Annotated in this window: 25 protein-coding genes and 1 tRNA gene; 14 read left to right on the top strand and 12 right to left on the bottom strand. The window is 64.8% G+C overall.

Annotated features, from left to right (window positions below):
* Positions 1-7 precede the first annotated feature (7 nt).
* Positions 8-1,291, bottom strand: a complete 1,284-nt coding sequence (locus tag DL240_RS01365; protein ID WP_146618034.1) for a tetratricopeptide repeat protein — start codon at positions 1,289-1,291, stop codon at positions 8-10.
* A gap of 103 nt (positions 1,292-1,394) precedes the next feature.
* Here DL240_RS01365 and DL240_RS01360 point away from each other — a divergent pair, with 103 nt between their 5' ends.
* A complete protein-coding gene (locus DL240_RS01360) occupies positions 1,395-2,120 on the top strand; it encodes a hypothetical protein (RefSeq protein WP_111728057.1) in 726 nt (241 codons plus the stop codon).
* Between the two features lie 55 nt (positions 2,121-2,175).
* A complete protein-coding gene (locus tag DL240_RS01355; RefSeq protein WP_158542272.1) occupies positions 2,176-3,102 on the top strand; it encodes an alpha/beta fold hydrolase in 927 nt (308 codons plus the stop codon).
* A gap of 5 nt (positions 3,103-3,107) precedes the next feature.
* Here DL240_RS01355 and DL240_RS01350 read toward each other — a convergent pair whose 3' ends face one another.
* Positions 3,108-3,419 (bottom strand): hypothetical protein, encoded by a 312-nt coding sequence (locus tag DL240_RS01350; protein WP_111728055.1) that lies wholly within the window; start codon positions 3,417-3,419, stop codon positions 3,108-3,110.
* Positions 3,420-3,421: 2 nt separating this feature from the next.
* Positions 3,422-3,832: a hypothetical protein gene (locus DL240_RS01345; protein ID WP_111728054.1), complete on the bottom strand. Its 411-nt coding sequence runs from the start codon at positions 3,830-3,832 to the stop codon at positions 3,422-3,424.
* A gap of 237 nt (positions 3,833-4,069) precedes the next feature.
* Here DL240_RS01345 and msrB point away from each other — a divergent pair, with 237 nt between their 5' ends.
* Genes msrB through DL240_RS01330 form a run of 3 tightly spaced genes read left to right on the top strand, consistent with a single transcriptional unit; the run spans position 4,070 to position 6,075 of the window.
* Positions 4,070-4,495, top strand: coding sequence for a peptide-methionine (R)-S-oxide reductase MsrB (gene msrB / locus DL240_RS01340; RefSeq protein WP_199589695.1), 426 nt, complete (start codon positions 4,070-4,072; stop codon positions 4,493-4,495).
* Positions 4,495-5,031, top strand: a complete 537-nt coding sequence (locus DL240_RS01335) for a GAF domain-containing protein (RefSeq protein WP_111728052.1) — start codon at positions 4,495-4,497, stop codon at positions 5,029-5,031. Before msrB ends, DL240_RS01335 begins: the two co-directional genes overlap by 1 nt.
* Before the next feature lie 51 nt (positions 5,032-5,082).
* Positions 5,083-6,075, top strand: coding sequence for a dipeptidase (locus DL240_RS01330; protein ID WP_111728051.1), 993 nt, complete (start codon positions 5,083-5,085; stop codon positions 6,073-6,075).
* Positions 6,076-6,103: 28 nt separating this feature from the next.
* Here DL240_RS01330 and DL240_RS01325 read toward each other — a convergent pair whose 3' ends face one another.
* From DL240_RS01325 to DL240_RS01315, 3 genes are all read right to left on the bottom strand, one after another.
* Positions 6,104-6,706, bottom strand: a complete 603-nt coding sequence (locus tag DL240_RS01325) for a HEAT repeat domain-containing protein (protein ID WP_111728050.1) — start codon at positions 6,704-6,706, stop codon at positions 6,104-6,106.
* 55 nt (positions 6,707-6,761) lie between these two features.
* Entirely contained in the window at positions 6,762-8,291 is a 1,530-nt protein-coding gene (locus DL240_RS01320; protein WP_111728049.1) for a hypothetical protein, read from the bottom strand.
* 145 nt (positions 8,292-8,436) lie between these two features.
* Positions 8,437-9,321 carry a hypothetical protein gene (locus DL240_RS01315; RefSeq protein WP_111728048.1) on the bottom strand — a complete coding sequence of 295 codons (885 nt, stop codon included), beginning with the start codon at positions 9,319-9,321 and terminating at the stop codon, positions 8,437-8,439.
* Between the two features lie 173 nt (positions 9,322-9,494).
* Between DL240_RS01315 and DL240_RS01310 the strand changes: the two genes are divergently transcribed.
* Together DL240_RS01310 and kamE are read left to right on the top strand one after the other, a co-directional pair.
* On the top strand, positions 9,495-9,992 hold the full coding sequence (locus tag DL240_RS01310; protein ID WP_111728047.1) for a CYTH domain-containing protein: 498 nt from the start codon (positions 9,495-9,497) through the stop codon (positions 9,990-9,992).
* 75 nt (positions 9,993-10,067) lie between these two features.
* On the top strand, positions 10,068-10,841 hold the full coding sequence (gene kamE, locus DL240_RS01305; RefSeq protein ID WP_111728702.1) for a lysine 5,6-aminomutase subunit beta: 774 nt from the start codon (positions 10,068-10,070) through the stop codon (positions 10,839-10,841).
* A gap of 86 nt (positions 10,842-10,927) precedes the next feature.
* On the opposite strand, the gene DL240_RS01300 is transcribed toward kamE, so the two are convergent.
* Positions 10,928-11,554, bottom strand: coding sequence for a pentapeptide repeat-containing protein (locus DL240_RS01300; RefSeq protein WP_111728046.1), 627 nt, complete (start codon positions 11,552-11,554; stop codon positions 10,928-10,930).
* A 201-nt stretch (positions 11,555-11,755) separates the two neighbouring features.
* Here DL240_RS01300 and DL240_RS01295 point away from each other — a divergent pair, with 201 nt between their 5' ends.
* Positions 11,756-12,580: a type III PLP-dependent enzyme domain-containing protein gene (locus tag DL240_RS01295; protein ID WP_146618033.1), complete on the top strand. Its 825-nt coding sequence runs from the start codon at positions 11,756-11,758 to the stop codon at positions 12,578-12,580.
* Here the strand turns inward: DL240_RS01295 and DL240_RS01290 are convergent.
* Positions 12,577-14,199, bottom strand: coding sequence for a Rossmann-fold NAD(P)-binding domain-containing protein (locus tag DL240_RS01290; protein WP_111728044.1), 1,623 nt, complete (start codon positions 14,197-14,199; stop codon positions 12,577-12,579). The genes DL240_RS01295 and DL240_RS01290 overlap by 4 nt on opposite strands.
* Before the next feature lie 156 nt (positions 14,200-14,355).
* Here DL240_RS01290 and secG point away from each other — a divergent pair, with 156 nt between their 5' ends.
* From secG to DL240_RS01260, 6 genes are all read left to right on the top strand, one after another.
* Positions 14,356-14,784, top strand: a complete 429-nt coding sequence (gene secG, locus DL240_RS01285; protein WP_111728043.1) for a preprotein translocase subunit SecG — start codon at positions 14,356-14,358, stop codon at positions 14,782-14,784.
* Between the two features lie 144 nt (positions 14,785-14,928).
* The gene (locus DL240_RS01280; protein WP_111728042.1) at positions 14,929-15,768 is read left to right on the top strand and encodes a 2,3,4,5-tetrahydropyridine-2,6-dicarboxylate N-succinyltransferase; all 840 of its coding nucleotides are present in this window, start codon (positions 14,929-14,931) and stop codon (positions 15,766-15,768) included.
* The gene (locus DL240_RS01275; protein WP_111728041.1) at positions 15,765-16,940 is read left to right on the top strand and encodes a pyridoxal phosphate-dependent aminotransferase; all 1,176 of its coding nucleotides are present in this window, start codon (positions 15,765-15,767) and stop codon (positions 16,938-16,940) included. Before DL240_RS01280 ends, DL240_RS01275 begins: the two co-directional genes overlap by 4 nt.
* Before the next feature lie 37 nt (positions 16,941-16,977).
* Positions 16,978-17,994: a coproporphyrinogen III oxidase gene (locus DL240_RS01270; protein WP_111728040.1), complete on the top strand. Its 1,017-nt coding sequence runs from the start codon at positions 16,978-16,980 to the stop codon at positions 17,992-17,994.
* A 68-nt stretch (positions 17,995-18,062) separates the two neighbouring features.
* Positions 18,063-18,135 (top strand) — tRNA-Ala (locus DL240_RS01265).
* 433 nt (positions 18,136-18,568) lie between these two features.
* Entirely contained in the window at positions 18,569-19,531 is a 963-nt protein-coding gene (locus tag DL240_RS01260; protein WP_111728039.1) for a pseudouridine synthase, read from the top strand.
* 12 nt (positions 19,532-19,543) lie between these two features.
* On the opposite strand, the gene DL240_RS01255 is transcribed toward DL240_RS01260, so the two are convergent.
* Genes DL240_RS01255 through DL240_RS01240 form a run of 4 tightly spaced genes read right to left on the bottom strand, consistent with a single transcriptional unit; the run spans position 19,544 to position 24,126 of the window.
* Complete coding sequence (locus DL240_RS01255; RefSeq protein WP_111728038.1) at positions 19,544-20,587, bottom strand: immunoglobulin domain-containing protein; 1,044 nt, start codon at positions 20,585-20,587, stop codon at positions 19,544-19,546.
* 33 nt (positions 20,588-20,620) lie between these two features.
* Entirely contained in the window at positions 20,621-21,610 is a 990-nt protein-coding gene (locus tag DL240_RS01250) for a TadE/TadG family type IV pilus assembly protein (RefSeq protein WP_146618032.1), read from the bottom strand.
* Positions 21,607-23,118: a TadE/TadG family type IV pilus assembly protein gene (locus tag DL240_RS01245; RefSeq protein ID WP_111728036.1), complete on the bottom strand. Its 1,512-nt coding sequence runs from the start codon at positions 23,116-23,118 to the stop codon at positions 21,607-21,609. The genes DL240_RS01250 and DL240_RS01245 overlap by 4 nt, the downstream gene beginning before the upstream one ends.
* 24 nt (positions 23,119-23,142) lie before the next feature.
* Positions 23,143-24,126, bottom strand: coding sequence for a TadE/TadG family type IV pilus assembly protein (locus DL240_RS01240; RefSeq protein WP_111728035.1), 984 nt, complete (start codon positions 24,124-24,126; stop codon positions 23,143-23,145).
* Between the last annotated feature and the right edge of the window lie 126 nt (positions 24,127-24,252).

Here is a 24,252-nt window from a genome sequence, read left to right as displayed (position 1 = left end):
GCGTACGTCAAGGGCAGGCGGCGCTATCGCCCAGGTCGCAGGCGCGTTGCCGGGCCTCTTGCGCCCCGGCGCGGTCGGCGGGACCGCCCTGGCCGTTGGTGCGCATCTGGGCCAAAAAGACGCAGCCCTGGGGGTGGTCGAGCCGGCAAGCGCGCTCCAGGTAGGTGCGGCCCCGGGCGAAGTCCGGGTCGGGCTGGCGGGTGTTGTAGTAGATGGCCAGGTTGTAGCAGGCCACCGGCACATTGAGGGTGCAGGCGCGCTCGTAGCCGAAGACCATCTCGGGGGGGGCGAGCTGGCCGGAGCCGGTGTTGAGGTAGGAGTGGGCGTGGTGAAAGCAGCTGTAGCCATGCCAGCGCTGGCAGCCGGCCTCCCAGAGAGCGCGGGCCTCGGTCAGCTGGTCTGTGCGGGCCAGGCGCAGGGCGTGTTCGGCGCATCCGTCGGTGTCGTCGAGCTCGCAGGCCCGGGCGTAGTAGGTGTCGACGGTGGCGGGGTCGGCGTTGGCATCGCTGAAGCGTTGGGCCAGGGTGGTGCAGGCCGGGCCGTAGCCCTGGTCGCAGGCCGCGGCGATCTGCGCGTTGACCTCCTCTTGCGGGTGGCCGAGTTCGGCCTGGAGGGCGGCCAGGCGCAGGCAGCCCTCGGGGGCGTTGAGCTGGCAGGCGCGCTCCAGCAGGGCGTGGGCGCGCTGGGGATCGCGCACCTCGGCGGTCTGGAGCAGGGCCACGGCCAGGTCCAGGCAGGCCAGCGGGTCGCCCTCATCGCACTGGGCCTGCCAGCGGGGGGCGTAGGTGGCAAATCCGGCCGTGGTGCCCACGCCCACCGCGTCGAGGCAGGCCTCTTGCTCGCCGAGATCGCAGGCCCGTTGATAGAAGTCGCGGGCGAGCTCCGGGCTGAGGTCCACACCGACGCCTTCTTCGTAGACGATGCCCAGGTCGCGGCAGGCCACGGCCAGTTCCAGCTCGCAGGCCCGGTGGAGGAGCACCAGGGACTGGGGCAGGCCCTCCTGGCGAGTGGTGTCAAAGGCGATGGAGGTCGCCAGCTCGTGGCAGGCGCGGGCGTCGCCCTGGCGGCAGGGGAGCAGGCGCGGATCGTCGAGTTCCAGTGCCGCCAGCGGGTCGGCCGGGGCGTCGGGGGCCGGGCCTGGCGAGCGCTCGGCCGACGCCGGGGCGGGGGCCGGGGGCGTAAGGGGCGCGTCCTCGGCGGGGGCCAGCGCCCGGATGAGGGCGATGGCCGCCAGGATCACCAGCGTGAGCAGCCCTACGAGCTTGATGATGTGGCGTTGGGGGTGGTGCACGTCAGACTCCCTGGCGAGGTGCTTTAAATCCCGTAGATGGCGTGATAGTCGCAGATGCACCGGGTGGCGTCGAGGCGCGCTGATGTGAGTTCAGGAGGAGATGATGGCCAGGCAGAAATGGGCAGCGATCGTGATGATCGGGGGGCTGGTGGCGTGCGAAAAAGAGGGGCCGGCGCCGGCTCCCGAAAGCGTCCAGGAGGAGGCGGTACCTGTGGAGCCCCCGGTGGCGGCGGTGGAAGAGGAGCCGGTCGTCGAGGTGGTCGAACCGCCGCCCGGGCCGCTGACCTTTGTGAGTTGGCCGGGGCGAGAGGAGCTCTACACCTTTGACCTGATGTGGCTGGGGGGAGAGCGGGAGGTGGCGCTTCTGGCCGAGCCCGATCCGCAGGCCGAGGTCGTTGACCGCGCCGGGTGGATGGACACCGAGGAGCTGCGCTGGCAGGACACCCGGGTGCGGGTGACCGAGCCCCGCTACTACCTGCTGGAGAGCCCGCGCGAGCTGGTGGGGCTGGCCTACGATCAGTCCTTTGAGGAGCTGGAGGCCGAGGAGATTCGCCTGGAATTGGAAGAGGGGGAGCGTCTGGCGCTTTATCAATACGATGGCGAGGGCAGCTGCTATCTGGGAGCGCGCGGACTGGTGGTGTTGAGTGGGTGTCCCGAGGAGGGCGTTCGCCTGGAGGAAGCGGAGCCTGCGGAGCAGGCTGGCGAGCGCTGGCGCCCGCGCGCGCAGCAGTGGTGGGTCAAGGTTCAGGGCCCCCGGGCTGCCGGCTGGATGCGGGTGGACGATGCCCCGGTGGAAGTGCACGTGCGTCAGATCGAAGGCTACGACTAAAGCCCGGCTGGCCGGCTCCCCGGAGATCGAAACACAGGCGATGTGGAGTACAACGATGTCGGAACCGGTGACAAAGTGGGCGATCGCAGCGGACGGAACCTCGGTGGCCTACTGGGACCACGGCGGTGAGGGGCTGCCGGTGATCTTTACCAATGGCTATGCCACCTCGACCTATTACTGGGACGGCCTGGTCGAGGCGCTGGGGGAGAGCGTGCGGGTGATCACCTGGGATCTGCGCGGGCATGGGCGCTCGTGTGCGGCCCGGGATCCGGCGAGCCTGACGGTGGAGGGGTGTACCGACGATCTTCGGCGGGTGATGGACGCCGCCGGGGTGGAGCGCGCGGTGCTGGTGGCGTTTTCCTTTGGTTGCCAGATTGTGCTGGAGGCCTGGCGACAGATGCCCGAGCGCATCGCCGGGCTGGTGCCGATTCTGGGGCCCTTTGAGCGGCCCTTTGATACGTTGGTCGATCCGCGGGTGGGGCCGGGGCTCTATAAGCTCTTTCGCCGGGTGCGTCCGCCGGTGGTGGCCACGCTGTTGCGGGCCAGCGCCCGGGCCGGGCGACTGCCCGGGGTTCACCGTCTGGCACAGCTCAGCGGGGTGGTGGGCCGCGGCGTGAGCGCCGCGGCGATGACCCCCTTCTATGAGACCCTGGCGGGGATCGATCCTCCCAGCTGGCATGCGTTGGGGCTGGCGGCTCAGGAGCACTCGGCTCGGGATGTGTTGGAGAGTATCTCGGCGCCCACGCTGGTGGTTGCCGGGGGGCGCGATGTGTTTTCGCCCGGGGCGCTGGGCCGGGAGATGGCGGCGTTGATCCCGGGGGCCCGACTACTCTGGCTGGCGGAGGCCACGCACACCGGGCTGCTGGGCCACCCCGACGCCATTGCGCAGGCGCTGCGTACGTATCTCGACGATCTCAGGTCGGAAGGGCCTGGCCAAAAGACTCCCGAGCAGGAGACTCCCGGCCAGATGTTACCCGCCTGAACCCCTCAGTCTTCGGGGAGTTCCAGTTCGAGCTCATCAAAGGTCGCCTGGAGTTCATCGATCTCCGACTGGATCTCTTGTTCCATGTCGGCGAGCACTTTGACGGCGTTCTCGGAGGTGATGGCCTCGCGGGCGCTCTGCTGATACTCGAGCTGCTGACGCGTCAGCGGGGTGGAGACCGAGGGTTTGATCTCGGGCTTTTCGTACTCCGCCTCGTCGACTCGCAGCGGCTCCTGGGGGCTGGATTTTTTGCAGGCCACACTGCTCAGCATGGCGAGCATCACCATGGCGAGCAGGGCGCGTTGAAGGGTGGGCATGATCATTCTCCCGGGGTGTCGGTCTGAGGCAGGATGCGGGCGGCCTCCAGGTTGTTGGTGCGCTGCAGGGTGCGCCACATGAAGTAGCGGCGCAGTTCCAGGTCACGCGCGGCGGCGGCGCGCTCGATGAGCGCCTGATCGTTGTTTTCATCGCCGATCTGTTTGATGCGATCGAGTTGGGCCAGGCGCTCCATGTGGCGGCGACGTTCCATCACTCCGGCAATCACCGAGGGATGGTTGACGTGCGCGGCCATCTCTTTCTGGAGAGCCTGTTGGTCTTCGCGCTGCTGATCGAGCAGGAGCTTGCGTTCGACGCGCAGGACTTTGATGCGTTCCAGGTCAAAGCCGGTGGCGGGGTCGGTGGTGCTCTCGGTCGGCGTGGCGCTCTGCTGAGCGATGGCGGGAAGGCCCATCAGCAGCGCAAGCGCGCAGGCAGCCGCCCAGAGTGTGGCTCGAGCGCGGGGCGATAGGGGCTTGTGAATGGGGGAGGAAGTCACGAGGATGCCTGGGTGAAAAGTTGAGTCGAGTGCCCGAGGAGGGCATCGCGGTGGGAGTTTCCCGTGTCGGCCTATTGTTAGACAGGGGAGCCCCCCAAGTGCAAGTGGCCGTGCAGCGGCGCCTGTCGACGTATGGCACGATCAGGAGAGACGATGAGCGAAGATAAGAAAGACATCGACTTCTCGGTGGAGCGCACCGAGGAGGAGTGGCGGGAGCTGCTCGGCGAGGAAACCTACCAGATCACTCGACAGTGCGGCACGGAGCCGCCCTTTAGCGGGAAGTACTACAATCATAAGGGTGACGGCGTGTATGCCTGCGTGGTTTGCGGGGCGCCGCTTTTTGATTCGGCAACCAAGTACGAGTCGGGCAGCGGGTGGCCGAGTTTCTACGATGCGATCGATGCGCAGCGAGTGACCACGCGTCTGGATCGCAGCCACGGGATGATTCGCACCGAGATTCTGTGCGCGCGCTGCGGCTCGCACCTGGGTCATGTGTTCCCCGACGGGCCGGAGCCCACCGGGATGCGCTTTTGCGTGAATTCGGCGTCGTTGCGCTTTGAGCCCCGTGAGGAATCGTGATGCGAGGGGGACTGGCGCGTGGGCAGTCGCGTCGAGCACGCAGGGCGCGCTACCGCGAGGTGATCGAAGGCCTGGACGCGCTGCTGGAGGGAGAGCACGACGAGGTGGCCATGATGGCCACGGTGGTCTGTGAGCTCCATCACGCGTTTGAGGATTTTGATTGGACGGGGTTTTACCGGGTGGTGTCCCCGGGGCTGCTCAAGGTGGGGCCTTACCAGGGCGGCCATGGGTGTTTGAGCATCTCCTTTGAACGGGGGGTATGCGGCCGTGCCGCGCGCAGTGCCGAGGTTCAGCTGGTCGACGATGTCCTGGCCGACCCGGCGCATATCGCCTGCTCGGCGAGCACGCGCTCCGAGATCGTAGTGCCGGTCCTGCTGGCCGATGGTCAGGTGGTGGCGGTGCTCGATGTGGACAGCGACCGCCCCGGGGCGTTTGACGATGTGGACGCTGATGAATTGGGCGCGATTTGCCGGATGCTGGGGGGGCGGTTGAGCGGCTCGTGCGCGATGCGTGCGCCGGAGCGCATCTCCCGCTAGAGTCGAAGCCCTGAGACGCAATTTGTGGGCTGATACTGGCGAGGTGATGGCTTGGGCATTCTGGATTTGCACGTCGATAGCATCATTCAGCAGCGGCTTTTCCGCTACGATATCCGCAAGAAGCACCGCGGCGGGATGCGCGGGCAGCCGCTTTTCTGGCACGCCGACATCCCCCGGATGCTCGAGGCCGAGTACTCCGGGGCTTGTCTGGGGGTGCACTACTGGCCGGTGGAGCGTGAGGGCGGCTGGCAGGAGTTGAAGCGTCAGGTTGCTTACCTGGATCGGGTGGCCCGGGAGGATGCGCGGGTGCGGCGGATCATGGTGAGCGAGGACTGGGAGCAGGCGCAGGCCGAGGGCAGGCTGGGGCTGGCGCCAGGGGTGGAGGGGGCGCATATGCTCAACGCCAGGATTGAGCGCGTCGCGGAGCTCAAAAAGATGGGGGTGGCCTACCTGACTCTGACGCATTTTTCGGCCAATTCGGCGGCGACTCCGGCGATGGGGCGGGGAGGCAATGATCGCGATGGGCTGACCACGTTTGGGCGTCGCCTGGTCGAGGAGCTGAACCGCTACGGGGTGGTCGTGGACCTGGCCCATGTGAATGACCCCGGGGTGCTTGATGCCTGCGCCGCCAGCCACTCACCGGTCTTTTGCACGCATACCGGGGCGCGGGGGCTCTATGAGCATCCGCGCAATATCAGCGACGCGGCGATTGACGCCATTGCCGCCACCGGGGGCGTGATGGGGGTGATCTTTGCGCCCGGGTATTTATGCGGGAGCTGGCGCGCGACCAGCGAGGTGGCGCTCGATCATCTGGACTATTTTGTGGAGCGGGTCGGCGTGGAGCACGTGGCTCTGGGCTCGGACTACGACGGGTGGTTGCCGGCGATCCTGGCCGATCATCGCGACTGCCGAGATGTCGGCAAGATGGTGGAGGGGATGCGCCAGCGCGGCTACAGCGCGGCGGATATCGAGAAGATCACCGAAGGGAATGCGCAGCGAGTCTTCTCGGAGGTGGCGCGCCTGGCTACCGAGGCGCCTGCCTGAGAGGCAGGCGTCCGGGGCCGCGGTGGGCTTAGCGCAGGCGGGCGGCGAAGCCTTCCAGGCGCTGGCGAGCGATGGCGTTGGGCTCCTGGTCAATGGCCACGTCCAGGAGCTTGGCACCGGCATCGCTGTTGAGTGAGCCGATGGCTGCGCCGGCGCTCAGGCGTACCTGAACGTCGTCATGGCCCAGAAGCAGTGGCGAGAGCACGTCCAGCGCGCGCTCGCCATAGCTGCTGGCGAGCACGGAAATCAGGGTGTGGACCAGGCCCTCCTCGGTGTCAGGGGCCTGCAGCAGGCTTTGGAAGTAGGCAAAGGTCGCGTCGTCGGGCCAGTGTCCCATCGCCAGCAGCGCACGCTCGCGATGGAAGGCAAAGAGCCCTTCGGTGCGGGCCAGCCGCCCCACGATTTCTTTTGCCCGGGGAGTGAGGGTTTCGAGCTGTTTGCGGGTGGGGACCTGGTGGTGCTGGGAGAGGAGCATCAGCACCGCCTCTTCGATGTGCGCGTCGCCTTGGGAGGGGCGCACATCGCCGGGAGTATCGGACGAGGGGGTGGAGACGCGACGATCGCCATTCTCGGCCATAGCGGGCGAGGCGATGAGGCTGAGCAGTGCCAGAGTAAGAAGCCAGAGTTTCATACGATCTCTTGGGGCAAAAAGGTGATGCAAAAAGGGTGGCGAGAGGTCAGCAGACTTACTTGATCAGGGGGTTCACGCCCATGGTGTGAGCCTGGCCGGCCGAGATTTCGGTGTTTCGGACATCGGCCAGGGGGAACATCATGTTGCCCCAGTCCGGGCAGTACGTCGGGTTGGAGCTGCCCAGGTCGGTGCAACGCTCGGTGTCGGCCAGAGGATCGAAGGAGCTGCCGGTGGTCTCGGTGGTGTGGAAGAGTCCCAGGAAGTGACCGAGTTCGTGGGCGATGATCGAGGCGGTGAATTCGTTGCCATCCAGGGGATTGGAGCCCCAGCTGCTCTCGGTGCCGATGTAGGCGCCGGTCAGTGCCACGCCGCTGATTCCGGAGCCGTGCAAGGCCGGGGCGCCCGGGATGCCCATGGAGATACCCAGGACGCCTTCCGCGCCGGTGAAGCTGAAACTCTTGACCAGAATGAGATTGGCGCTGAGCACGCTGTCGGCGTCAGTGCCGGGAGGTTCGGTGAGCATGGCCAGCCGCGCCACATCGGTTTCGCTGCGCACGACCTGGTAGGCGGCTTCCGATTCCGCATCGACGGCGAAGTAGCGCACCTGGCCCAGGGTGATACCCGCCTGACTGTAGGTGTCTTCGACGTGTCCGAGGACCTCCTGGAGGTCGTTATGGTTGTGGGCGTTGTGGGCGGTGAGGCCTTTGCCGCCCAGACCGACCAGGTAGATGTTCAGGTCGATGGTGTTGCCGCGGGTGGGACGCTCCAGCACGTAGTGGCAGATTTCGCCGGCGTTGGTGGCCAGGCGGTAGGTGTGTTCACCGGAACGCACTTTGCTGACGTCCTGAGGGACGGCCGGGATAATGGTGGGGTTGATGAACCCGAAGAGCTGTGCACCGGCGGCCTGAAACGAGTTGCCCTGGCGCAGGTTAAAGGAGGTGCCGTCTTCGTTGGCGGTCACCGAGTTGGGGCCCAGGCGGTAGCCGGACTCCACAAAGGGGACCACGGTGAAGGAGTGCAGCCCCTCGGAGACGTTGAAGCGGAGATCGGCGCGGCCCTCGGGCGCCGGGGTACAGGTGACCTCAAAGGGGAAGTCCTCACCCATGCCATCGAAGGGGGGCGCGGGGTTGGGAGCGCAGTAGCCCTCGCTGTTGCTGATGCCCATGCAGATGTAGCCTTCACGGCACTCGCTGGTGGAGGTGCACATGCGCACACAGAAGTTGGAGCCGCGGCCTGGCAGCAAACAGGCGTTGTTCTGGCCATCGCTCTGGCAATCGGCGCGGGAGTTGCAATCGATGGTGGTGCAGTAGCCGCCGGGCCAGTCGGGCTCGGGAGCGCAGAAGCCGCTGCGGCAGTCGCGATCGCTCTGGCAGGCCTCTCCGTCGACCTCTCCGGAAGGGGGCGGGGTGGTATCGGTATCGGGGGTGGCGTCGGCACCGGCATCGGCATCGGTGTCTTTCACGGGGTCATCTTCGATGACGATGATCGGCTCTTCAGGCGTCTGGTCGGTGGGGCCGGAGCAGGCTGGCGCGAGCGCGGCCAGAAGCAGGCCCGAGAAGGCAACGAGAAAAGGAGGACGACGCATGAAAAGCTCACTTCGAGAATCGTAAGTAGCGGCCGGTGGACAAGTACCGGGGGAGAAGAGTCGGACAATGTAGGGAAAATGAAGAACATTTGAAAGCTAACGGAATGTTGCGTTTTTCAGGTCGCCCGTGTCCGGGTTATCCAGGTCAGTGGAGGCGCTGGAGGGTATCGGTGCCGACGGCCGCGACGCAGGCCGGAGGGCCTTCGTTATCGGGAGCTACTTCGTAGTGAACTCGCCAGGCCTCGTCGCTGCGAAGTCCGAGATGGTCGAGCCAGGGAAAGAGTTCCTGATCGACGGTGTGGTAGTAGATCGCGGCGAGCTGTGGGGGCCGGAGGGTGCCCAGATTGCCGGCTTCGGTGTCGACGGTGACTTCGTGTCCGGCGAGCTGATCCAGGGTGTCGGGTCCGGCTCCGAAGAGGCGCTCGTAGGCGTGGAGTAAGGAGGGCGTGCGGGCCCGGGCGCGGCGTTTTAAGTGGGGCGTGTTCTGGGAGTATAGCCAGTCAAGCAGGGTGCGCCCGGCGTCGAGAACCTCGGTGAGGCTGCGCTCGATGGTGTCGCAGATGGAGATGATGGCGCGATCGGAGCTGACCGCGCTCAATCCCAGATAGGTGGCTCGGGAGAGCGTGAGATTAAAGGCAAAGAGTTCGACACCCTGGTCGAGCAGCGTTTCGTTGTCGGCGTTTGTGCTCAAGAGGGGCTGAGAATAAGAGGCCGGCTCGGCGTTGAGAGCGTCGAGGATGTGCAGGCAGAGATAAAGGTGGCGGTTGAGTTCATCGACGCAGAAGATCGCCGGACTGAAGGCTTCGATCGGTGCACCGCTGCGGGTGAGGTTGGCCAACCATCCGACCAGGCGTTCGACGGTGATGCGGGTGGCAGTGACGCGCTTTTTCCATTGTTCGCGGGCGAGTACGCGTTGTTCGGGACGGACCAGGGGGTGGTCCGGGCGTGGGATGGGCCAGTGGTGGTCGTCTTCGAGCAGGGCGCGATGAAGTTGGCGCAGGGCTTCGGGGGCGGCGGGGCGCTTGGGCATGCCGGTGCTCTCGGGGGGAAGGAACGATGGTGCGGTCGTTGACGAGGCCCGTGGGCCATGCCAGCTTGGCGCTGTATACGAGGGCTGGTCAGCCGTCCGCATAAGGTGCGGTTGATTGCGTGAAAGCAAGGTGCGCACCTCGGTGGTGTCGGCAAGACGTGTGAGGGCAAGGCGTGGGTGTTGAAATCGAGCGTAAATTTCTGGTCCAGAACAACGCCTGGCGCCCCCAGACTACCCACAGTCAGCCGATGGCTCAGGGCTACGTGTCGAGCTCGCCGCAGCATACCGTGCGGGTGCGGGTGGCCGGGGAGCAGGCGTATCTGACGCTCAAAGGACCGGTCTACGGCGTCTCCCGGGCGGAGTTCGAGTATGAAGTGCCGGTGGCGGAAGCGCGCCAGATGCTGGGGCTCTTCTGCCAGGGACGACGTCTGGAGAAAGTGCGACACCGGGTGGTCGTCGGCCGGCATACCTGGGAGATCGATGAGTTTTCTGGTGAGAACCAGGGGCTTATCGTGGCCGAGATCGAGCTGAGCGCTCCGGATGAAGATTTTGAGCGTCCGGAATGGCTGGGCGAAGAGGTCTCGGGGCAAGCGCGCTATTACAACTCGCAGTTGGTCGCCCATCCCTACTCGGGCTGGTCCGAGGGAGAGGCTTCGGGCGAGGGTGCGTGACGAGATGATGGCAGGTGGCGCGGCGGCGCCGCCGAACACACGAGTAAGATGCGATCGCGGATCGCGGAGGTGAAGATGGCAGTAGTAGGACGCGTGGGCGCGACACCGCCCGATTTAAGTCGGGTGCGGCCCTACGGCGATACCCTCGATGACGGGCAGGTGCAGCTGAGCTTTACGCTGCCGGTGCCCTGTGGTGAGGAGGCGCGTGAGGCGGCCCGGATGGTCGCGCGCAAGATGGGACTGGAAGATCCCCAAGTCTATCACATGCACGACCTGGGCGAGGGCTATACCTATTTTCTGGTGTACGGGCGTTTTCTGGAGGCGATCGACTTTACGCAGATTCAGGTGGCGAAGGTCGAGAGCGAGCGCATGGATTTCTATGCGATCAACACCTACATCAGCGAGGAGATCGGGCGAAAGATCACGGTGCTGGGGGCTTGCACCGGCACCGATGCGCACTCGGTGGGGATCGATGCCATCATGAATATGAAGGGCTATAACGGCGATTATGGCCTGGAGCGCTATCCGATGATCAACGCGTATAACCTGGGGATGCAGGTGCGTAATGAAGATCTGATCGCGCACGCCATTGAGAAGCAGGCCGACGCATTGCTGGTCAGCCAGGTGGTGACGCAGAAAGACGTGCACATTAAGAACCTGGCCGAACTCATCGATATGTTGGAGGCCGAGGGTCTGCGTCAGAAGATGGTGGTGGTGTGTGGGGGGCCGCGTATCTCGCACGAGCTGGCGTTGGAGCTGGGCTACGATGCGGGTTTTGGGGCCGGGACCACCGCGCCGGACGTGGCCAGCTACTTCGTTCAGGAGATCGTAGCCCGGGGACTGGCCTGAGACTCGGAGCCACGCGCGTCACACAAAAAAGGCCGCATTCTCTACTAAGGAGATGCGGCCTTTTTTGATGAAGGTGTGCCGGGGGCTCAGAGGGCTTTGCGTCGGCCGCTCTTCTCGACAAAACCTTCGGGCAGGGGAGAGTCACGCAGGGCGGTCTCCACATAATAGCAGCTGCGCGCGGAGACATCGGTGATCGTGGATTGATCCACGACAATCTCGCGCAGGGTGACATGGGACCACTCACCACCGTCGACCGAGACGTCTTTCCAGCGCCCGCCTTTGAAGGTGACGCGCTCCATCATCCAGCCTTGAGCGGCAAGCCCTTCGAGTTCGCATTCGTTGAGCCGGCAGTCGGTCCACTCGTTGTCGCCGATGACGACCTGGTCAAAGGAGCACCGGCTCAGGGTGCTGGCGTCGAGTGCCCAGCCCTCGTAGCTGCCGCCGTCAAAGTGACAGTGCAGGAGGGTGACCCCGTCGAAGAAGGCTCCGTCGAGGATGGTGTCTTTGAAGCGCACTTCGCTGAGCGTGCAGGCTTCGAACTCGCAGTTGGTCAGGTCGAGATCGGAGAAGTCGAACCCTGTCAGAGTGAGTTCGCGGAAGGTCTGGCCTTCCAGCGAGATGGGCCCTGCGTCTTTTTCGGAGCGGGCGCGCAGGGCGTTGTGGAAGGCCTGGGGGTTCGCGCTGCGGATCAGGGACGCCAGATTTGCGGACATAAGAAGCCTCAAGCGGGGCGGACAGCCGAAGATGCAGAAAAGGTCGACGTGAAAAGCGTGGGCGTCGATAAGACGCGCGGCAACTTAGGCACAAGCGCACTATGGTGCAAGCGTGGTGTGCGTTGGGAGCGGATAGGGCCTGTGTTAAGGTGCGCGCCGATTGCAGCGGGTAAAGTGAGCGCAATGGTGCAAGGAGTCGGCATGAGTGGTTGGAAGAGAGTGGCCGGGGCGCTGGCGATGGGGGCGACGGTCGTGCTGGGGGCGGCGCCGGTGCTGGCGCAGAACGCGGTCGAGGCCGGGGTGCATTACGGTGACGGGCTGCGTCATCTGGCCGAGGGGCGTTACGCGGAGGCGGTGGTCGAGCTGCATCGTGCCTACGGGATGGCCGGGGAGGCCGGGATGCTCGCGCAGGTGATCGAGGCCTACGATGCGATGGGGCATTGTGAGGCGGCCAGTCGGCAGCTGGTGCTCTACGGGGAGCGCCATGGGTCGGGCGGAGCGCCGGAGTTGAAGCGCTGTGCGCGCAGCGGTGTCGTGGCGCTGACGTGTGCGCCCCGGGGAGAAGCCGTACGGGTCAACGGTGCGTTTGTCGTGGGTTGCGGACAGGAGATTCGCCTGCCCGAGGGGCGTCATCGTCTGGAACGCGAAGGTGGCCAGGCGCTCGAGGTGGAGGTTCAGGCCGATGCGCGCATCCGAATTGAGCCCGCTGCGGGCACGCCCCTGAAAGGAGGCGTTGCTCGCCTGGGCGGACCGGGGCTTTTTGGGACCGATGTGCAGCGCCTGCCGGCAGTCTCCCCGGCGTATACGGTGTACCAATCGGCCGATGGCCTCTACCAGATCTGGGTGCGCCGGGCCGGCGAGAGCGGCCGGCGCCTGGAAGACGTTCCGCGGGTCGAGATCGTATGCCCCGATGGAGAAGATGGCGAGAGCGATCCGGGGTGCCTGTGGCTGCGCGAACTTCGGCGCAGTTCCGGTTATACGGACAACCCCACACGTCTGGAAGTGGTGGTTCCTCGTATGCCCTAGGATTTGACGGGCGGGCGGGGGGAGGAGCGCTCAAAGCGTACCTCCGCTGTAGAGGGGGCATCGGCGGAGAGGAGTTCGGTCAGGGCGAAATCGCGGGGACCCAGATCCCCCCGTGTGGGGGCACCGGCGCCGTCGAGGTGAACCAGGCGGACCCGAAGGCGTTCATTGCGGCGCAGACTCTCGGCGCGAGCGAAGTAACGCATGGCCGAGGCCACGATCGGTGGGGTGCCGGGCCCCAGCCCCACGGCCAGCAGGTTGAGGGGATCGTTGATGGTCATGGCGAGCAGGGCGTTAAACTCGTCGAGGGCCGGGCGAGTGGCGTCCCAGCGTAGCACATCATCGGGACGGCGAGCCGGGAAGGGCTCGGCAACGATTGCGGCGATCGGACCGTGGTCGGCGCGCAGGGCGTCGAGGAAGTCCATGGTGGGAAAGAGGCGCTCCAGATCGTAGTCGGCGCTGCGCAGCGCAACGCCGCGTTCGGCCATGCGGCGTGCCAGCTGGGAGGAGACTCCGGGGCGGTTGAGGATCGCCACCGGCAGCTCATGGGCGATGGCCAGGCGTTCCACCGCGGTGGCCAGCACCGCCGTTGGGGAGGGTACGTAGATCAGCGGGGCCTGCTCCTCGTCCAGCCAGGAGGCCGGTGTGGTGCGGCGGTCGAAGGCTTCCCAGCGCACCTCCTGGCGTCGGTTTGCGTCCAGGGCCACCGGGGTGCGTTCGCCCCCTTCGAAGAGTTCGTCGGCTAATGTCTGGGCGATCGTCCTGGTGTCGAGCCCCTCGGCGTCGAGATCGATGACTTTGATATGGGCTCCCCGGTGACGGTGGCGAAGGGCGCGTACCAGACCGACCATCGCGCCGTAGGGAGCGACTACCGGATCGAAGGGCGCCAGGCCAAAGGCTCCGGCGGAGTCGAGCACTGCCACAAACCCCGCCCCCGGTTGCATCAGCCGGGTAGAGAAGCGCTCGGCGGTCACCAGGGCGTCTTCAACCACGCTCATCGCGTCGTCCAGATGGGCCGGCGCGCGCAGGCTTCCCAGAAAAATCACCACATCGGTGGGGGTATTGAGTGCGGGTCGGCGCCCTTCGACTCGGGCGCGCACCCCGCGCGCGTTGAGGACTTCGGCGAGCACCGGCGCGACCCCGAAGCCGTCGTTGGTCAGCAGGACGCGCTGGCCCGGTTTAAGGGCCGGGAGCGCAGTGCGTGGGGCGTTGACCTCAACCAGCGCCGGCGTGGTGATGTGCCGTGCCGGTGAGGGCTCGCTGCTCACGCGCGCGGGAAGCTGCGTGTCAGGGAGCTGCGGAGGTTGTGGGGAATGCGCGGTGGATGCGCGCGCTTCTTGCTTCTCGCGGGTCGTCGCATGTGGCGAAACCTCGGCCCCAGAAGCTCCGGGCTCCACGTTGGCCGTGGCCCGGGGCGCGGTGGGTTCGGTGCGTTGGGCCAACTCGCGAATCGTGTCGACCAGGTCACGATGTGAGCTGAGCACCTGGCTCAGCGCGCGCTGGCTCTGCGCGGCCGCCTCCATGTAGTCCGCGTGGGCGGATTCCAGGCGGGCCTGGGAGCGTTCAAGGCGTTCGATAAGCTCGGGCCAGGGCAGCCCGGCGTTCTGGCGAGGATCACTCATAGGTCTCGTCGCTTGCGTTCGGTTCGGTGCTAGGGTATGACCTTTCGGCTTTGAGGCCGCAAATTTATTAGCGCGCACACACCGTGCGCTTCACGGCCCGCAGACAAGTAAAGATCAAACGCGCAAAAATCCAACCCCTGTCGGTTTGAAACTATCATGCAAACCTTATTGCTCGTCATCCATATCATCGTCAGTTTTATCATGGTCGTCGTTATCTTGCTCCAGTCGGGCAAGGGCGGTGGCATGGGCTCGGGGTTTGGAGGCGCGGCGGCGGTCGGTCAGCAGATCTTCGGTGGACGCGGTGCGGCGACCTTTTTGGGTAAGCTGACTGTGGCGCTGGGAGCGACCTTCTTTGTGACCAGCATGGCCCTGGCCTGGTACTCGAGCCGCCCGCAGTCGGCGCTTGACCTCAGCCAGACCGCCGGTACGCCGGTGGAGTCGCAGGTTGAGCAGGTGATCGAAGAAGGCGGTAGCGCGGCAGCGCCGGTGGCTCCTGTCGAAGAGGCCGCCCCGGTGGAAGAGTCGCCCGAGGCGGAAGAAGCTGCGCCCGCTCAAGAGAGCGCCCCGGCCGAAGAGGCCCCCTGACATTCAATTCGCTCCGGTGGCCCACGCCGCGGAGAGACTTATGATGCCGAGGCCACAGTCGAAGACGCGAATTTCACGCGGGCGACTGTGGCCTTTGCGCGTTCTGGTACGCATGCTTTTGGCCGAAATCTGGAGGACCGACCGATGAAACGACCCGACCTGCTCGATGCGATCGATGCCCACTTTGAACGTCCCGCGGACCAGCTCGGTGACCAGGCCCGCGCCGACTTTGAGGCCTTTTTGGAGCTCCTTGAACAGGGAGAGGTGCGCGCGGCCTATCCCACCGCGCAAGGCTGGGTGGTGGAACCCTCGGTCAAGCGTGGGATTCTGCTGGGCTTTCGCCTGGGCAAGAACGTGGAGATGGGAGGGGCCGACCTGCAGTTTAGCGATAAGGATACCTACCCGGCTCAGCGCCTGGATGTGGTGGGCCGCAGCGTGCGGGTGGTTCCCGGCGGCAGCTCCGTGCGTCGCGGGGCCTATATGGGCGAGCGAGTCACGATGATGCCGCCGGCCTTTGTAAATGTGGGCGCGTATGTGGGGGCGGGCTCCATGGTGGATAGCCATGCACTGGTGGGCAGCTGTGCCCAGATCGGTGAGCGTGTGCATCTCTCGGCCGGCGCACAGATCGGCGGGGTGCTGGAGCCCATCGGGCAGACCCCGGTGATCGTGGAGGATGATGCGCTCATCGGCGGAAACACCGGCCTCTATGAAGGGGTGCAGGTTGGTGAGCGGGCGGTGATCGGGGCCGGCTGCGTGATCACGGCTAGTACCCCCATCTTTGATCTGGTCCGTGAAGAGGTGTACCGGGCCACGGCCGAGGAGCCGCTGAAGATTCCGGCCGGGGCCGTGGTCATTCCGGGCAGTCGCCCGGCCCGCGGCGACTTCGCCCGGGAGCACGGGCTGCACATGGCCGCGCTGCTCATCATCAAGTATCGCGACGATCGCACCGATGCGCGCTCCGCGCTCGAGGACCTGCTCCGATGAGCTCCTCCACTGCGCTCACTCCCTCGGCGCGGGCGCGGGCGATTGAGCCCACGCTGATCCGCATGCTTCGCGCCCGGGTGGGAGCTCAAACCCTGGACTTCGGGCTCGGTCAGAGTGACCAGATGGTGAGTCCGCGGGTGGCCCGGGCCGCCCGTCAGGCGCTCAGCCAGGAGGCTCGGGCGCCCTACACACCCAACGCCGGTCTGCCCTCGGCGCGGGAGGCCGTGGCCGCTCACCTGGGCTGCGACGCGGCTCAAGTCATGCTGACCTGTGGCGTGCAGGAGGCCCTGGCGGTCAGCCTCCTGGGGCTGGTCAACCCCGGGGATGAGGTACTGGTGCCTGACCCCGGGTTTCCCGCCTACGCCAATCTGGTGCGCGCCTGCGCCGCCACCCCTCGCCGCTACACCCTCCGGGCTCCCCAGGCTCCTGGAGCGCCCTGGCGAGTCGATCTCGATGCGATCGCCGCGGCGATCCGACCTGAAACACGTCTGATCGTACTGAATAACCCCGCCAACCCCACCGCCCAGGTGTTTACCGCCGGGGAGCGCCACGCGCTGGCCAGGCTCATTGAGCGCCACGATCTGGCCTGGATCGAAGACGCGATCTACGAGGACTATGTCTGGTCGGGAGTGTTCGAGAGTCTGGGGGCGTTGGAGTCGATGAGTGCGCGCGGTGTGCGCATAAGTGGGCTCTCGAAGAGTCATCATCTGATGGGATGGCGCATCGGCTGGATGGTCGCTCCGGCGGAGACGATCGCCGCGCTTACGCCGCTGCACCAGCACCTGGTGACCTGCGCGCCCCTGCCGGCCCAGCTCGGGCTGGAAGCCGCGCTGGCCGAGCACGAAGAGGCCACTGCGGCGGCCCGGGCGATCTTTGCCCGGCGCCGGGCCACCGTCGCGTCTGCGCTGGGGCAGATCGAAGATGTGGGGCTGGCGGAGATGGAAGGAGCGTTCTATGCCTTTATGGACGTGCGGCCCTGGCTGGAGCGTTTTTCATCGACGCTCGGGTTGGCCGAGGCCCTGCTCGACGAGCAGGACGTCCTGGTGACCCCCGGCGAAGGGTTTGGCCCGGCCGGCGCCGGGTTTTTACGACTTGCCTACACCCCTGGCGAGCCCGACCTCTCGAAAGGATTGGCTCGCCTGGTGAGCTTTTTAGATTCTCACCGCCCGTAAGTCAGATACGGGTGCCACGAGCATGCAGGAGACACCGATGAGCGAAGAGACCCCCGAGCAGGCCATCGACACCACCGAGGGCACGCGTGCCTCGTTGTGGGAGGAGCGCTTCGAAGCCCAGATTAACACCTTCTTCGATGAAGCCATCGCCCGGGTGCCGGGTTTTGTGGACCGCAACCTCAAGAGCTTTCGCCGGGTGATGGGGCGCAGCCTGGGGCCGCGTACCGGGATGGCCGATCTCTTTATCTCGGCGCGTAATATGGCCGCGGGCATGTCGCGCTCGGTGGGAGGCCCGGATTTTTCGACCTCGACGTTTACCGACGACCAGCTCACCGAGGCGTTTGAACGGGAAGTAGTCAGCTCGGTGGAACTGGAGAGCCTGCTGGGCCGCCTCTTCTCGGAGTTTGAGGAAGAGCAGTGGCAGCGCTTTCGCCGGGGGTACGGCGATGGCGAGGCCGGCTCCGAAGACATCGAAGGGCTACGCCGGCGTCTGGGGGAGTTGATGGAGCACGAGATCGCCCACGATCCCCTGCTGGCGCAGGCGATTCGCTCGGGGGTGCGCCTGGGGCTGCCGGCGACCCTGGGCTACATCCTCTTTGGGCGTACGACCTTTGTGATGGATGGTGTCACCGAGGGCTACTCAGGACACCTTGATATCTACCGTCGGGCGCTGGGTAAGCTCGGCGGGCTGGAGCTCCCCGGGTGGATCGGGGCGGTGGGGCTGGCCGGCGGGTTGATGGGGACGCTCGCGCTGGGGGGCCTGGTGGAGTACGCGGTCAATAACGTGCGGGACATTAAGGGCTATTATATTCGCCAGATCAACGCCGCGCGTTACGTGCTGCTCTACGGCGAGGATCCCGAGCAGCCCGAGGGGCAGGGGCTGCTGCACGTGGTTCGTGGGCTGGAACGCCAGTTTGAGCGCCTCCCCCAGCTGACCCACGAGGTGCTCGACCTGGCCGAAAAGAAGGTCGTCGCTCTGACCGGACGCGTGCTCCCGGGCGCGGATGAGACATCGATGCCAGCGCCGGACAAGAGCCTGGAGCCCGGAAACTGAATTCTTCTGTAATTTTCCAAAAGAGTCTCTTGACGCTCCCCGGTCTTTGGGCTACTTAACCCTCCAGCGGGGCCGTAGCTCAGCTGGGAGAGCGCTAGAATCGCACTCTAGAGGTCGTGGGTTCGATCCCCATCGGCTCCACTCGCTGAAGACCCGCGTCACACTTGGTGACGCGGGTCTTTTTTTGTTTCTTGGGTGGGGAAATACTCCCAAGTGAAGCCGGGTCACCCAAGTGGGCTCCCAAGTTAAAAGCCGGGCAGCCCGGCGGCTCAGCGCGTGCCTGGTCTCGTTGGTTGTGGTGCGCCTAGAGAGGAGGATGAGCGTCGCTCACGGGGGCGTAGAGCCTCTCCTATCACCGAAAGACGTCGGTGTGAGGAGAGGGAAGAGAGCACGAAGGAGCGAGGCCGAGGATAGTATCGAAAGTCGGCTCACCGGAGGGCGCTGTGATAGGGTGCGCTTTCCAGGCTCGCCAGGCGGTGGGTCGTAGGTGTTGGTGTGTTCCGCTTCGCTTTCCCGGGCTCGGTGTCCTCCGGAGGTCAGCGCGGAGGGTGAAGCCCTATTTTTGAGCAAGCCGATGAGCGACAATGATCTGATCGTCGAAGATAACCTGCGGGTGCGCCGCTTTGAGGTCGACTCGAATTTTGAGGGCTGGCGCCTGGATCAGTTCCTGGCCAATCGCTTGCCACGAATTTCGCGCTCCTTTGCCGCCAAGATCTTAAAAGATGGTGATGTGCGCCTGACTCCCTATCGACGAGCGCGAGCCTCAAGTCGAATGCGGATCGGCGATGTGGTGGAGTTGCGAGAGCGCCTGGCACCGGAGCGGGTCCAGGATGACGAGGCGAGTGTGCTCTACGAGGATGACGCCTTGCTGGTGGTGAACAAGCCGGCGGGGATGCTGGTGCATGAGAGCGCCCGGGTGCGCTTGAATACCATCACGCACTATCTGGCGCGTCAGGGGTACTCCGAGGCGGAGCCGGTGCATCGTCTGGACCGCGAGACCAGCGGCGCGCTGGTGTGCGCGCGCCAGCGGTGTTGGGTGCCGGAACTGCGTGGAGTCTTTGCCACCGATCATCCCGAGAAGATCTACCGAGCGCTGGTCGAAGATCCCCGCGATGTCTGGGAGGTGGGAGCGCGTCGCACCCTGGACTGGCCCCTGGGAGAGGATGAGAAGAGCGCACTCTCAATCAAAATCGGGCACGGGGGGCTGCGGGCGCTGACGCATGTGTATGTGCTGGGAAGGCGTGAGCGAAAGGGCTACCGCCTGGCCGATCTGGAGGTGCGTATTGAGACCGGGCGTCAGCACCAGATCCGCGCGCACCTGGCCATGGCGGGCACGCCAATTGCCGGCGATAAGCTCTACAGCCGCGACGACGCCTTCTTCATGGCGATCTGCGATGCTCCCGACGATCCTTGCCTGCTGGAGCAGCTGCCCTTTGAGCGGCAGGCGCTCCATGCCTGGAAAATTGGCATCAAGAACCCGAAAACCGGCGCTCTCCTGCAGGTGGAGGCGCCGGTTCCGGAACTCTGGGAGCGTTGATGGGCGGTTGAATCACTGACCCGGCTTAGGGCCTTCGTGAATCGACGCGACCATCGTATCGCCGTACTCATCTTCTTGAATGATCAGCGAGATGTGTTCGCCATCGCGCTCGAAGTTCAACAGCTCACCGTGAATCGCCGCCAGCTGCGGGACGTGACGAGCATATTCATCGAGCATCTCCGTGGATTTGGAGATCTCCCAGCCGCGGTTGGTCATGGCGTTGCGGTAGAAACGCGCCACGTTGTCGGTGGCCGCGCGACTCTTGTAGAGGTTGACCACGTAGGGATCGTTCGGCGAGTTTCCGGCCAGCCGGCTTACCCGCTCACAGCCGGCACAGGCCGGGATGGTCGAGTCCGGACGGACGTCGATGGCGTTGGGATCGCGGATCTTTTTGGGATCAAAGCCGTCGTCTGCCCAGGTGGCCGTGACGGTGGAGCCCCCGGTGTCGGGGTTGCGCCGGGCTTCGATGAGCCGGTAGGAGCGCATGTTATCTTCGATGTCCAGGCCACCATTCTGAGAGTGCGTCCAGGTCTCGATAAGGTCGGCGATATTGTCGGACTCCCGCCGCGGAACCATCGCTCCCATTGAGACCAGGTCGTCGGTTACCGAGAAGGGGACGACCTCGCCGTTGAGCATGGCGTGGTTTTGCTTGATGTACTCCGGGTCGTCCTTTGCGTCGCGGTAGACTTCTTTGGAGTCGCCGTGAAGGAGCAGGGGGTTGGTGTAGACCTGCGAGTTCACGCCGAGTGCATGAAAGCGCTGCTGATAATACTCCAGGAGCTCACGCGGGCTCTTTTCGGAGTCTCCGGCGGCAAAATAGACATCATTGCCGTTGTAATCGTAGGAGCGCGGTTGCAGGCCAGACTCGACCACGACCCGCTCGAAGTTCCGTTGCTCGGCCTTCGGTCCGGTGAGGAAGTCGGTCAGGTCGGCCTGGGCTTCTTTAACCTCGCCGTCGGACGAGGGCGCGACCATGATCGCGGCCCCGATCGCGACGATTGCCGCGCCGCTGGCGCCGAGCTTGAGCAGCGTGCGCAAAGTCGATGAAATGTTCATAACGTACTCCTCGCTAAGAGGTCTGGGCGCGTATTACTGGCAATTGGCCGGGTCACCGCCGGGCGGATTCTTCAGGCAGTTGAGGATGTCTTTACCGTCCTGGCTGGCGGCGCCTCCGCCACAGTCAGGTTTGCTCTTGGTGCACAGCGGGCCGTACTTGTCGCGGCAATCGGCCCATTCCTGAGCCTTCTGAGCGCACTCCTGGCTCTGTTGGTCGAGCTCTTCGGCGTTGGGGACATCGACGGAACTGGCGGCGTCAAACTCCGGAATCATGGTGAAGGGCATCATCGCGTCCTGATAGGCCGTGGTGGTCCCCAGCTCCAGCCGGGTGAGCGCCACAGCAAGCAGGCGTTCCTCGGGCATGGTGGGAGCGGCCGCGGTGTAGGCGGCCTCGGCCTGCTGGCCGCTGAGCCAGTAGTGTTCGGAGAACTCCTTACGCACGACTGAGGCGCCGATGCCGTAGCGGATGCCGGCGGCCAGGGCCGGGCGCGCGCCAGACTGCGTGAGAATGGAGCTGGTGATCTGGGCCCAGCCACCTGTTTGCATCTGGCCGGCCATCATCTGGTCGTTCATCAAGTTGAAGGTGTGGCTGGTGTTGTCGCCAAGAATCCCGGAGAGGGTGAGCTTGGGGTTGACGCCGACGTTTTCGATAAAGGATGCCAGCTTTGCTTTGGCACCGCTATCGGCATAGAGACCGCCAGCGGCTTCGGCGACGTCTTTGACGGCGGCGACTCCCCACTGACCGGTGTCGCTGTAGTGAAGCCCGGCATCGATGGCACCCGCAGCGGGATGCATGTTAATAGCCGCGTAGCTGGTCTGAATCGTGCGCGTGTCGGCCCAGAGGTCGGCAGCGGCCAGCCCGTGGGTGCGAAGCGCGGTTTCGTGGGCGTCGTAGAGCGCGGTGATGCCGACAAACGCGGTCAAAAAGAGGGGGAGGACGATGACAAACTCGGTCATCGCGGTGGCCCGTTCCTGGTCACGAAGTTGGCGGAGCGCTGTGTGGAGGCTTGTTAAGATATTCATTTCTGAATCCCCTGAAGTCGGTCCGCGTTCATCGAAGCGTTGACGGCGTAGAGATACATGAAGTCTTTGACCGCCGATCCCAGCGAGAAGTTGGAGTCGAGGAGGCCCACCAGGGAGGTCAACGCCAGGTAGGGGACCATATCCATGTACACCGCCTTCATTCCCACGGGGTTGCCCTGGAAGGAGGTCCCGAGGTTTTCACCGGGAAGGTGAACCGGGCGCAGACGTGCGGTCCAGCTGGGCGACCACATATGAGGCCGACCTATGAGACCGCCTACAACTCCGTTGAAGGGATTGAAGGTGTTGAACACCCCGCCAAGTGAGCTCGAGAGGGTGGTTTCGCCAAAGACAATCTCGGAGCGCGCCATCGACCAGTAACCTTCGGCCGCGTAGAAGGGGGCCGAGTTGTGATCGCCGCCGAGAATGTTGAAGCGGTTGCGCTGGATGCCGCTGCGCTTGCCCCCGGCCTGGTAGGCGAAGGTGATGTTGGAGGTGGACTGCATCCAGGTATTCTTTTCGACGCCATTGAAGATGCCGTCTATCACGCCGTTGTCGACGCGATAGTCGAGGACTTCGGCGCCGTGCATGAAGCCGGCGATGGTGCAGCCGATGGCCGGCACGATGTTGAGCCCGATGAAGATAGCGATGGTCTGGCCATCTTTGGAGATGCCCTTGATTCCGGAGTCGCTGCGGATGATGTGCTCCGCGGCGAGCATCAGGTGCTCGGGGGTGGCGATGAACTCGGTGCAGTAGCCGGCGTGGGCCATAATGGTGCCCAGGGAGTCATCGTGGCGCTTGATGGGCAGCTTGTCGGTCTTGTCGGTGTGTTCCGGGACGTAATCTTCGACGATCGAGGTGCCGATCCAGTTGTCGATAAACGAGAGCGCGCTGGTGATCTGGTCGGGAATCTTTACCACATCTCCCGGAGGCGGCGGCCAGGCGCCGGTGACGGTGGCGCCGTTGGAGATGCCGCGCATCACGTTCTCGACGTAACTCCACCAGGGGGTAATGTCGCGCATGTACTGCTGGTAGAAGTCCAGCGTTTTAATCTCATCGTTGGAGCGGCCCAGCATGGTCGGCAGGTTGGTGATGCCTAGTTCTAATGTCTCCATGGCGAGCTGCACCCCGCCGACGGCCATTCGATAACAGGAATGGGGGTTGGGGAAGATCTTGAGGCAGTCGGCGGTGTAGATGGCCAGACTGGTGATCAGCGCCTGGTAGGCGTTGAAGTAGACCACCGTGTATCCGTAGAAGACACGCTTGGCGGTGTTGGCGTACGAGATCATGTTCATCGAGCGCGCCTTGACCACCGACTGCGAGAAGGCAGCGGTGTCGGCGGCGTTTTGAAGCTCGATCTTGTCGCGGGCGGCGTCCCCGGCGTCATGCATCATCATGGCGCTGATGAAGACCATCAGGATGCCGGCGAGCATCAGCAAGAAGACGGCGCCTTGCTGGGCACGATGAAGCGCGGCCAGGCGCTGACGAAATGTATTGCGAAGCAAGCTCATAAAAGCCTCCAGGTCGTCACGGGTTCACCAGCCAGGCGCGTTATCCAGCGGGGGAATCTGCAGGGTGGTGGTGTATTCGCGGACCATCGTCGAATAAAAGGCTGCGCGGCCGGCCACGGTGCGGAAGTCGCCGAAGATGCGCTCGACCATGGGCATGGCGTTCTGGTGTTGATACTCCACCCGCGCAGTGACCTTGGTGCCGCTGGTGGTGTAGGAGACGTCGGTGGCGCAGTAGGCAAAGTTGAGCTTCCGCTGGCCGCGCGACAAAAAGGAGCTGCGGTCAAAGGCATTGGCGATGCTCAGGTGCTCGCGGTTGCCGTGAGCCTTGGCGTGCAGGGAGACGTCGGTGACGTGCCCACCCATGGTCATGGATTCGATTTTGGGATCCAGGGTCTGGGTGCTCTTATTGGTGCAGCTTCCCATGCTGTACATGAAATCGGAGGGGGCCACCGGAGTGACGGCCACGGCCGCGGCCACGCGGGCTTTGTCGCGGACCATGCCCTGGTTGACGCCGTTGCGGCCCACTTCGGCTTCGGGGTGCCAGATGGCGGCGGTGCGCCCGGCGTTGTAGGCGGCCAGCGTGGTCAAGATGCCCGCGGTGTTGTTGATGGTCAGCTGAAGCAGTCCCATCAGCAGGAGCAAAAAGACCGGGAAAATAATCAGCGTTTCGACGATCACGGTCCCGCGGGCTTTGACCAGCCGGGGCTGGCGCTGTCGGGAGGCCATAAACCCGCGATAGGCAATCACGCCCATGGCCCAGGTGCAGGCGCTTAACCCGAGTTGAATCCAGATCTCGAATTTGATCTGAGCCAGAAGTCCGTGGCGCAGCGCTTCCACGGTGAGGTCGCGGGTTTCCGCGCTGGTCAGCAGCATCCAGGAGGCCACAAAGACCACGCAGACACCGACCAGGTGGCCCGCGGCGCTGGTCAGGTGGCTGGCGAGTGTGGCGGCGCCGCGCGACGCTTTGTCAGGCGTATGCTGAGGCGGTAGGGCATGTGATTCGGACATGGTTTCACCCGGAGAAGGGGGTAATCCGTATATACAGACATCGCTGAGCGTATGTATTGCACGATACGTGCCATTAGTAATGTGTTGCGCAATTTGGGGAGTTCGAATCCCCGCGACGCAGGGTTG

Origin of the sequence: Lujinxingia litoralis (assembly GCF_003260125.1) — a bacterium.
GTDB classification, from domain to species: domain Bacteria; phylum Myxococcota_A; class Bradymonadia; order Bradymonadales; family Bradymonadaceae; genus Lujinxingia; species Lujinxingia litoralis.
Note: the sequence above shows the minus strand (reverse complement) of the source record. Positions and strands in the feature narration are given on the sequence as shown.